The sequence below is a fragment of the Saccharopolyspora sp. NPDC050389 genome, assembly GCF_040655595.1.
In the GTDB taxonomy this organism is placed as follows: domain Bacteria; phylum Actinomycetota; class Actinomycetes; order Mycobacteriales; family Pseudonocardiaceae; genus Saccharopolyspora.
Window position 1 is genome coordinate 68,769 of record NZ_JBFAKG010000048.1, and the last position, 9,188, is coordinate 77,956.

Sequence of the window (9,188 nt, forward strand, 5' to 3'; positions counted from 1 at the left end):
ACTCTTCTCTTTGCCGGTGTACGCAGCGCCCAAAGGCTCACGCTCATCCATCGGAGATCTTACGGTCGCGAAGAAATGCGCTGGCTTCCCCTTTGCGATACGTCGGCACGTCCACGGACGGCGACCCTACGGGCCACCGCTGACAATCGACCACGACTGCGAACAAGGGCGGCATCCTACGCCTGGCCAAACCACGGCCCATGCCACGGGCTCTTACTACTCATCGGCTCCTTCGGTCACTACCAAGCCACGTTCGGCCCGCACCGCGTCGGCGAGGTAGCCGAGTGAGCCTTCCTCCGGCACGTACCAGTGCTCAGGCCCCTGCGCCGCCTGGTCCTTTCCGGATGCCATGCGGCGCATGTGCCGCACCAGGCCGCTCGGCGAGTACCACCCGTTGTCAGCCTGCCACTGGAGCTGCTTCGATACGGAATTCCGCCACACGGCCAGGCCCCTCGCCGGGTCCTCGGCGAGCCACTCGGTCATCTCACGACGCTGCGGTCTGCTGCTCGGACGAAACTCAAGCACCGTGCCGTCGGGAATTCGCCCGGCGGCCACCAACGTCTTGACGGCGTCGACCTGGCGCCCCCTCGGCTCGTCGCCCTCTGTGACCTGATACTCAGCGGCAAGCGTCGGCGCGGGGTGGCCAGCCACCAAGCCTCGTACGGCGGTGCGGGCCACTCGCTCGATACGCTCGGTGTTCCGCACTGCTGCGATCACATGGCTGTTGGGTCCGTATTCCTTATCGATCGCTTGCAGGACCCAGCTGAAGGCGTCCTCGACAAGCGTGGGAACGCGGGCGAGCTGTGCGTCCCAGTCAGTGTCGGGATCCTGGATCGCCCTGGTGTCGAGCTGGCGGTACACGACGTGGGCGATAAGCAGATCGGCATAGCCCGCCACCGCCTCGGCTCTCCAACGAAGCCCCTCTCGCAGTTCTGTAAGCCGGTCACGGACCTCGCGCAGCAGCTGCACACAGCGCCACACTCTGTACGCATCTGGTGACGGACCGAAAAGCTCCTGGTATGCGTCGTCCTGCCAGAGCGCGGAGAGGTCGTGCTTGGCTACCGCAGCGAACTCCGCATTGGGATGAGTCGCCGCGAGCGCTTCAGCCGCTTCAGTGATCGAGCAGCCGTGTTCACGGTCAGGCTTCGGCTCACCGCGCTTGATGACGTAGCTGCGGTGCAACAAGAGCGCGAAATCCTCACGCAGCTTGATCTGGCCTGCATCGAGAGACTTGAAGTCGCGGTCCTCGATGGGATTCTGCGTGTTCGTACTCGTGGTGACCTGGTCACCGAAGCCGGGTGGGCAGTTCTCCAGCGAGATCAGACGTACCAGCACCCGGCCCTTTGCGGACTTCTCGGCGTTGGTGCTGAAAGCCTTGTGAATCGCACTGACGGTCTGAGCCCCGTTGACCACGCTCACGCCCTTGAGACTGAAGTCACCCACACCACCCGGCACCACCGAGGAGCCAACGGGTTTGATGCTGTCGCAGAGCATCGTGATGCCGTTGCTGAAGTACCAGAAGTGCTCGGGGTATTCGAGCAGCGTGTTCCTGATCTTGACGTTGACATCGGTCAAGTCGAGCGCGTCGCGGATATTCCTGGCGAACAACCCTCGTCGGTGCTCGGTGAACAGCTTGGCAATATCCGGTACGGACATAGTCCCGTACATGGCCCGGTACGGCATCGACTCGTGCCCGAAGCCTTCGAGGCGTACCCGTGCATCGATCTTCGGCGCTGCCGCACTTCCGAGAATCTCGCGGTGGAAGTCACGCAGATCGAGGATCTTGTAGTCGACCATTTCCACGACCTGGTTGTGCTTGCCGATCTCCTCCTCAAGGAGCTCGCGCACTTCGACGTTGAGCGGCTCGGTACGCATCAGCGCCAGCACAAGGGTGATCTTCGGCGTGCCACCCTCGGCGTCGAAGGCCCGTTCGAGCTGAGGTACATGCCGTTGGAAGCGGCGGTTGAACCGGCCGAAGTCGAGGTTCAGGATCAAGTCCAGCCCGCGCAGCATCTTGTGGACGTCGCCCTCGCTGAACTTAGCCTTGCCTTGATGGTTCCACTTGGCCTGTACAAGCGAAATGCGTGGCTGCGCCGACCGAAGCTCGATCGCAATTGCGTCCAGGCCGCGGTCGTCCTGCCCGTCAAACACTGCCTGGGCGGCAACCGCACCGCTGCAAGGATGCTCGATCTGTGCAGCGAGCGCGGCAAGGCTACGACTGAGGCGGGCGTCTTCACGGTGCTGCTCCGTGGGCCACCGCTGGTCTGTCAGATCAATGAGGTCGGTGAAGCGTTCGTCCAAGACCTTCCGGACATGCCTAACCTGAACCACGCTCACGCAATCCGCTCCCCTCGATTACGACTTGAACTTCCGGAGTACGCGAGAGGATCTCATGATCCGCCTGAGCGCGAGCGTCGGTTGCTCAATTTGTCTCGCAAGTGCAGCCGCAGGGGCTCCCCCTCGGATTCGGACTTACCTCGGGTGGTCACAGTTAGACGCCTGGTCCCTATGACTTGCGAGCCCAGTTGCGATGCCGACACCACCTGTGCATGGACTACTCGTTGCTCTCGCATGGTTGGGGAGTTTTATCGTCAGTGGTCAAGTCTCCGAAGACGGGTGGAGACAGCATCCAGAGCGTGAAGCGGAGCACAGGACGGGAGCAGATGGTTGGACCATCCGGGTGAGATCAGCCGCGTGATCCGATGTCAGTGTTCGTCTCGCCCATAGCGCGAACGCTGCTCGATATGCTCGGCCGTCGAAGATCACGTCATCACGAGTTGGGGGAGTTCGTGTCTGGGGCGCTGGAGTTCGACGCCAGCCTGTTCGGCCCGCTCTGGTACGGCGCAGGACTCGCGCACCAGGAAGGCGGTGAGGAACGCCTGGTCCCGCCACCTCGGCTGCTCCAGTATTTTCCCGACCTCGGAGAGCCCGACGACCCGGTTGCCGAATGGGAAAAAGCCCAGGACAAGGCACGAGCACGAGGATGGATCGACCGTGCCGGCCAGGCCGTTCCGTGGGTTAGCGACATCATGCGGCTGCTGGCCTACGCGTCGACCGAGGCCGATACACGGTTCGCGCCACAGCGCGGCAAGCACGTCCGCGGGCTGGTGTCGATCGCTGGTGACCAAGCTGTCCGTACTCGGGTTGAGGGACGCAAGGTCCGCATTGATCCCGTCTGGCCTACCTCCGCCTACAGCGCGTTGGTGGGCCTCTGGCCTGAGATCACTCCCGTGGCCGGCTCAGCGGTGAGTATCCGGCTTGAAGACGCCGAGGCCGCGAGCAAATCGGCTGCAGCTCATCAAGGACAAGCACAGGTCAACGCCACGATCCGCGAGCTACGAGCCCGCAAGGTCCGCAGCGACGATGCCCGCGAATACGCCCGCATGGTCTCTGGTGAACGCATCCACGACGGGGAATTCACGGTAGCGGTTCGAGATCGTCGCGGCAAGCTGCGAACCCCTGACAGTGTCGTGCTACTTACCGGAAGCACCCAGGGTTCGTACCTCCAATACCTACGCGGCGAGTTCCTGGTGACCGCCCCAGCCGACCCAGGATTGGTGGCCCGGACACTTTCCGAGCTCGCCGAGAAACTACCGCGGTGATGCGCGAACGGTCAGTGAAGTTAAGAGCGGCTTGAATCCGCTGAGCCACAAGAGAGGGGAGCCATGACCGCACCGAACGATCCGGCCACGCATGGATCATTCCCGCAGGTCATCACGGACGCCGTGACGGGGATGTTCCGGATCCCGCTGATCACGAGCTCGACGGTTGGGACAACGGAAAGCACCTTCGAAGTCGCGCCGGAAGACTTCAACGCCGTCAAGGCAGATCTCGACGCCGCGCTGAACGAGCTGAAGCTTGCTGCGCAAGATGCCGCCTACTTCCGTCAAATCCAGCCACCTGGCGTTGACGAGGTGAGCGTGGATACGACGAAGAAGATCATCCAACACCTCACACAAGGACCGGGATCCGCGACGCAGACGGTCGACGATATGCGCCGCTGGGTTGAGGACTTCCGCGACAAGATCGAGGCTGCCCAGCGCGAGTACGAACGCATCGACGACGAAAACAGAAGCGAGATCAAGAAGCTATGAACCAGATCCGGCCAGCCGTGGCGACCATGCTCTGTGTGACCGCTCTTGCTGTTGCTGCTTGTTCTCAGCCCGAGAGTGGAACGCCCTCTCCCACAAGCGCCGTGCCAGCCACCGCATCGCAGGATCCAGGTAGGCCAATGGTGCGTAACCCCAAGAATCTCGAAGCGGTGAGCGATCCGTGCCAGTTGCTCAAACCCGGGCAACTTCAACAGCTTGGAACATCTGGCGCAAACTCGCACCGGCCCTCTGCTTGGGGAGAGGACACGTGCACATGGGGCGTGGACACGGATGGGCTTCAGGTCCACATCGCGCCGTCGGTAACGACGAACTACGGCCTCAGCAGTGTGCTTCAAACAACAGGTAAGCCAGCACCGGACGAGGACGTCGACGGATATCCGATGGTAACGAGCGATCCGGCGACGTTCACCTGCGGAATCTACGTCGCAGCGAATTCTGAGGACGTCTTCGGCGTGACTGTGGATCGCGGTGACAGCGATCGCCCGGAACATCAGGACACGTGTGCCGTGGCGAAGCAGGTGGCGAGCATGGTGCTGTCGAATCTTCCGGCCAAGAACTGAGGGGGTAGGGCTGTGTGGCCGTTCAGCCAACCAAAGAAGATCGCAGGCCAAGCACAGGCCGCGTTCGATCACCCGAAGATCCACCGGGAGCTCAATGGCGGCATGGGGGTTACCTCGCTGTCGATCGCCGCGGGCAACCTCTCTGGTCAGTTCACTACTCGACTACGTCGCGTTGACGAGCTTGTCCAAGGGGCGATCAACCGCTGTCACCGGTCATGGAGCGGAAACGCGTCGGAGGCGATGACGCAGGAGTCGTCGCCGTTCCGGGATGTGGTGCAGCAGTCGGAAGAGCTGTCAGCGGCGTTGGCCAAGGGTGTGGAGGGCCAAGGCGAGCACTTCAGCCGCACCAAGAACTCAATGCCGGCACCACACAACGTGCCGCCACTTGATCTCGGCTTCAGCGACCTCGCGCCAACCAACCTCGGCGCGAAGCTGGCCGGCCAGCAGATCCATGAGGCCGCGCGCAACGAGGCAGAACAGAAGGCTCGCGAGGACTACGCCGCATACCGGACCTCGTCCAGCAGCACAGTGCAGTCCCTGCAGCCGTATCCGCCTGTGCCTTCGTCCGTGGCTGATGTTGGTGTTGCCGACACGCAGCGCCCGAACTCTGTCGACCCGAGCACCGGCTACTACGGTGTCGGTTCCACAGCGACGTCAAGCTCCGTCCGCACACCCGTCTACGACGGGAGCGGCGATACCACGGCAGGCGGCGAAGGCGGTTGGTCGCAGTCGGACGAGACCCGTACGCCTGCCGAATCCGGATCGGCCTGGGTGAGCCCGAACAACCCATCTCCCGTCGACCCTCCAGCAGGTACCGGCGTTGGCGGTGGGCCGGCGGGGAGTGGCACTGGTGTCGGCATCGGAATCGTCCCGAGGGTAAGCGGATCACCTGGTACTGGAACGGGGCGTGGCGTCGGGGGCTTGGGCGGTCGCAGCGGTCCCGGCGTCGGAGGTCGCGGAGTTCTCGGGCCGGGGAGTTCATCTGGTGTTGGTAGCTCTGGCCGAGCAGGCGTGTCTGGTTCTGCTAATGCACGCGGTGGCGCCGCGGGTGGCGGCATTGCCGGGGCAGGGCAACGCGGGCAGAACGCCGAGGACGAAGAACATGAGCGCAAGTACATCAAGGACACTGACGAGCACTTCGAGTTCGACCCCGAGGTCGATCCTGACACCGGCCAGGTCATCGCACCGCCGGTGATCGACGGATTCAACTCGTCGCAGCAAGACGAGCATTAGCCCGCGGTGGCGTTGGGGAGGACGCACTCAATGGTGGATTATCAAGAACAGGGCGGAGCCGCGCACGAACTGGCGGGGTTCGCGGGCCTTCAGGCGTCGGCAGCCGAGCTTAGCCAGCATTGGCAGCAAGCCGACTCCGATGCCTGCTACACGAGCCACGATGAGACGGGCTTGATCGGGATTACCGTGGACGGCTCCGGGTTGGTTCGTGCGGTCGACGTTGACAGCTCATGGCGTCGTTCGATCGACCCTCGAAGGTTCGATGACGCGGTGCTACAGGCATTGAATGCTGCACTGGTTCAACGCGCGACCGGCTGGGCCCAGGTCGGCGGGTCGAGTAGCGCGGACGAGCAGCGGCCGTCGGCGAGGGACGGATCAGGCACCGAAGTTCCCGAGTCCTTTTCCCAGCAAGTCGCTGCAGACACGATTGCCGAGATCCTAGGGCTGTTGGAGGATTTCAACCGCGACGTGGCGGACTTCGAGCAACAGTTGCGTGAGTCGGCTGCTCGGCCGGTGTCCGGGGACAGCGCCGGGGGGAATGTAACCGTGAGCATGGCAAACGGCCAGCCAACCGGTGTTGAGGTCGACGCGAACTGGGTAGCGGGAGCGCGGCCGGCGGAGATCAACGCGGAGGTGCTGAGCGCTCTGGAGGCAGCACAGGCAGCATCTCGCGACGCACAGGTGTCCCCCGAGACGTTTGGTCGTTCCATCGGACGCCTCCAGCAGCTCACGAGCAATCCGAACCTTCTCATGCGAAAGCTCGGGCTGATCCGAGAATGACGGGTTCCATGAATGCTGCATCGACCCGGAAGGTTGAAACATGAGTTCACCGCCGTCTCAATCAGAAATCAGGGTTGCGCTCGACGCCCTTCGCTCTGACGCGAATGTGTGGGCCAACGCCGCGGGAACAGTTTCAGGCTCCAAAGGCGCCGCAGAGAACCTGAAACTCGACGCCGCTCGATTCTCCTACATCGCGGCCAAAATCGGAGTCACCGATGGCTACCGCGAAATCCAGGAGAAGATCGCTGGACTGTTGGCGGAAGCCGAGCAAAATTTCACGAGCATTTCGGACGCACTCAGGGCGTGCGCTGATACCTATCAGCGCGAGGACGAGGCGGGCGTACACGCATTGAACAACGTTTACTGAGGAGGGGGACTTTGACGGCACCTGGGGCCCAGTTCGAGTCAGCATTCGGCAAGTCAAACGAACTGCTGAACCGCGTTCAGGGCGAGTTCGAGAAGATGGTCGGCAATGTCAACAGCATCGCCGACTGGCTGCCGGACTTCGTCTGGCAAAAAGTCAAGGATGGCGTCCAGGAAGTTTCACAGCTGATCGATCGACTGTTCAAAGAACTCACCGATTTCTTCACCCAACCAGGATCACCTGGGGCGTTGTGGGACACTGCGAAGGCGTGGACCGAGCAGGTCGGGGCGAAAACGAGTGAGCTGTCTGCCTCCTTGAAGATCGACCAACTGCGAACCGACAATGAATGGGATGGGCAGGCAGCCAACGCCTACAAGGACAGCATCGCGAGCCAGCAGGATTCCCTAAAGGCAATCAAGTCTGCAACCGATGCCTTGGACTCCTCGCTAAACGAGTTAGCGGGAGCAATCATCGCGTTCTGGGTAGCGCTCGGAGCGGCGCTCGCCACTTATGTCTCATCCATGATCGCAGCTGCCATCGCGTGCGCGACCGCAGTTGGTGCTCTGCCAGGCGTGGGGGCCGCTGTGACGGCAACCGGCGTTGTTATCGCCGCCGTGGCTGCGTTCGCCACTGCGCTGGTCACTTATCTGAACACGGCCAAGACGCAGCAAGCGAACATGCGTCAGCAGTTTGCCAACAATGACGCTTTTCCAGGTGGAAAGTGGCCGCGCTCAACAAGTGACATTTCTGACGCCAGCGTGACAGACGGCGATGATACCGACTGGCACGTTCAGTGACGAAACCGGGAGAACCGTGAGAAACGCGCCGAATTACTACCCACTTCCGCGCCAACAAGGCGATGCGGTGAGAAACCTGTACGCGATAACGGGCATAGGCTATGTCCTGCTGGCACCTCTCATCTCGCTCGTCCTCCTAGGTATCGGCATAGTGTTGGCCGTCAACGAGGACAGTTCTGGAATCATACTGGCCGGACTCGGGGTAGTATTCGGCGTCGGACTCGTTTCCTCTTCGTCTGTGGTTCTGTCGGCGCGCAAGACGATCGTAAATAATCACATTGATGCGATCGGAGCCCGCAAGGCTGCAGTCAGAGCCCGCGCTGTAGCCGCGACACTGTCAACCGTTGGCATCATTGGCATGATTGCAAGTTTGGTTGCTCCACCGCTGATGGAGAGCGAACCAAAGATCTCAATCGGGATCATTGCTATACCGGCCGGAATCATTACGATACTCGCGTCGTGGACTGCCTACTTCGTTGTCGCAAAGCGAGCTCCGAAAACGAGATAGAGGCAATACCTCCCCTCCACCGCTCGTCGCGCTGAGGCCCCCGGGTAGTGGACACCACGTAGGCAGGACTTGGTTCTGCCGGAAGTATGTCCTTATGTCTACCCGTAAAGCGTCGCGGGACCGGTTGCTAATGCCATCGCGGACTTCATCGCCAGCGTTGGCGCTGTCATCGCCGATGTCCAAACCGTAATTTCCGAATACCGGAGGACGGGTCAAGATCTGAAGTTTGAGATCACTGACCTCAAGGTTCCCGAGACGATTCCGTTGTCGTCTGTGGGTACCGAGGGCTGGGACGTCCGGAAGAGGAACGAGACGCATGCGCATGACTTCGCATTTTTCCGCGGCAGGGGCCGTAGTTGTAACGATGTTGCTCGGGGCGTGTGCCACTGAGCCGGCCCCTCCGGATCCGTTTGCCTCGCTACCCGATGCGTGCGAGGTGGTCAGTCGGCAGACCGTTCAAGAAGTCGTTGGCGGTGCACGGGGTGAGACCAGGTCAGCAGACGCCAGGCGCAGCAAGTCCTGCCAGTGGCAGTACCGCCTCGAGGAGGTTCCAGATCCTCCCCTACAAGGAGTCGCTCCATACACCCAGGGCTTGTCTGTGACACTGTTTTTGCACGAAAGGCTGCCCAGGCAGGTCGACGTGAGCGGTATTGAGATCGCCAAGGACACCTTCGCGGGGGTGCGCAAAAACAGAGGCATGGTCGACAGGGGCGCGATCTGTCGACGGCACGTGAATACTGGCTCTGGCACGGTTTCCGTGATGGACCCGGGCGTTGCCCGCTGGCCACATAGTTGATCATGTACTCGGTGTGCTGATCTTGGAGTGCTCGGGGT

At 61.9% G+C, this 9,188-nt stretch carries 9 protein-coding genes; 8 read left to right on the top strand and 1 reads right to left on the bottom strand.

Going from position 1 to position 9,188, the window contains the following annotated elements; translation table 11 throughout:
* Positions 1-216: 216 nt before the first annotated feature.
* Positions 217-2,337: an AIPR family protein gene (locus tag AB0I53_RS28445; RefSeq protein WP_358609324.1), complete on the bottom strand. Its 2,121-nt coding sequence runs from the start codon at positions 2,335-2,337 to the stop codon at positions 217-219.
* Between the two features lie 365 nt (positions 2,338-2,702).
* On the opposite strand from AB0I53_RS28445, the gene AB0I53_RS28450 reads away from it, so the two are divergent.
* The 8 genes from AB0I53_RS28450 to AB0I53_RS28485 all read left to right on the top strand — a co-directional run bounded on the left by AB0I53_RS28450 (position 2,703) and on the right by AB0I53_RS28485 (position 8,354).
* Positions 2,703-3,602 carry an ESX secretion-associated protein EspG gene (locus AB0I53_RS28450; RefSeq protein WP_358609327.1) on the top strand — a complete coding sequence of 300 codons (900 nt, stop codon included), beginning with the start codon at positions 2,703-2,705 and terminating at the stop codon, positions 3,600-3,602.
* Positions 3,603-3,665: 63 nt separating this feature from the next.
* Complete coding sequence (locus AB0I53_RS28455; protein ID WP_358609329.1) at positions 3,666-4,094, top strand: PE domain-containing protein; 429 nt, start codon at positions 3,666-3,668, stop codon at positions 4,092-4,094.
* 26 nt (positions 4,095-4,120) lie between these two features.
* On the top strand, positions 4,121-4,672 hold the full coding sequence (locus AB0I53_RS28460; protein ID WP_358609346.1) for a DUF3558 domain-containing protein: 552 nt from the start codon (positions 4,121-4,123) through the stop codon (positions 4,670-4,672).
* A gap of 12 nt (positions 4,673-4,684) precedes the next feature.
* Positions 4,685-5,905 (top strand): PPE domain-containing protein, encoded by a 1,221-nt coding sequence (locus AB0I53_RS28465; RefSeq protein ID WP_358609332.1) that lies wholly within the window; start codon positions 4,685-4,687, stop codon positions 5,903-5,905.
* 30 nt (positions 5,906-5,935) lie between these two features.
* Positions 5,936-6,685: a hypothetical protein gene (locus tag AB0I53_RS28470; RefSeq protein WP_358609335.1), complete on the top strand. Its 750-nt coding sequence runs from the start codon at positions 5,936-5,938 to the stop codon at positions 6,683-6,685.
* 40 nt (positions 6,686-6,725) lie between these two features.
* The gene (locus AB0I53_RS28475) at positions 6,726-7,052 is read left to right on the top strand and encodes a type VII secretion target (RefSeq protein ID WP_358609338.1); all 327 of its coding nucleotides are present in this window, start codon (positions 6,726-6,728) and stop codon (positions 7,050-7,052) included.
* Between the two features lie 11 nt (positions 7,053-7,063).
* Positions 7,064-7,846 carry a hypothetical protein gene (locus AB0I53_RS28480; RefSeq protein WP_358609341.1) on the top strand — a complete coding sequence of 261 codons (783 nt, stop codon included), beginning with the start codon at positions 7,064-7,066 and terminating at the stop codon, positions 7,844-7,846.
* A 67-nt stretch (positions 7,847-7,913) separates the two neighbouring features.
* Positions 7,914-8,354, top strand: coding sequence for a hypothetical protein (locus AB0I53_RS28485; RefSeq protein WP_358609344.1), 441 nt, complete (start codon positions 7,914-7,916; stop codon positions 8,352-8,354).
* The last annotated feature ends 834 nt before the right edge of the window (positions 8,355-9,188 follow it).

Bases quoted from the DNA above. Each gene is read 5' to 3' on its own strand.
- AB0I53_RS28475 (WP_358609338.1), top strand. From the start codon at position 6,726: ATGAGTTCACCGCCGTCTCAATCAGAAATCAGGGTTGCGCTCGACGCC.
- AB0I53_RS28470 (WP_358609335.1), top strand. From the start codon at position 5,936: ATGGTGGATTATCAAGAACAGGGCGGAGCCGCGCACGAACTGGCGGGG.
- AB0I53_RS28450 (WP_358609327.1), top strand. From the start codon at position 2,703: ATGTCAGTGTTCGTCTCGCCCATAGCGCGAACGCTGCTCGATATGCTC.
- AB0I53_RS28455 (WP_358609329.1), top strand. From the start codon at position 3,666: ATGACCGCACCGAACGATCCGGCCACGCATGGATCATTCCCGCAGGTC.
- AB0I53_RS28460 (WP_358609346.1), top strand. From the start codon at position 4,121: ATGCTCTGTGTGACCGCTCTTGCTGTTGCTGCTTGTTCTCAGCCCGAG.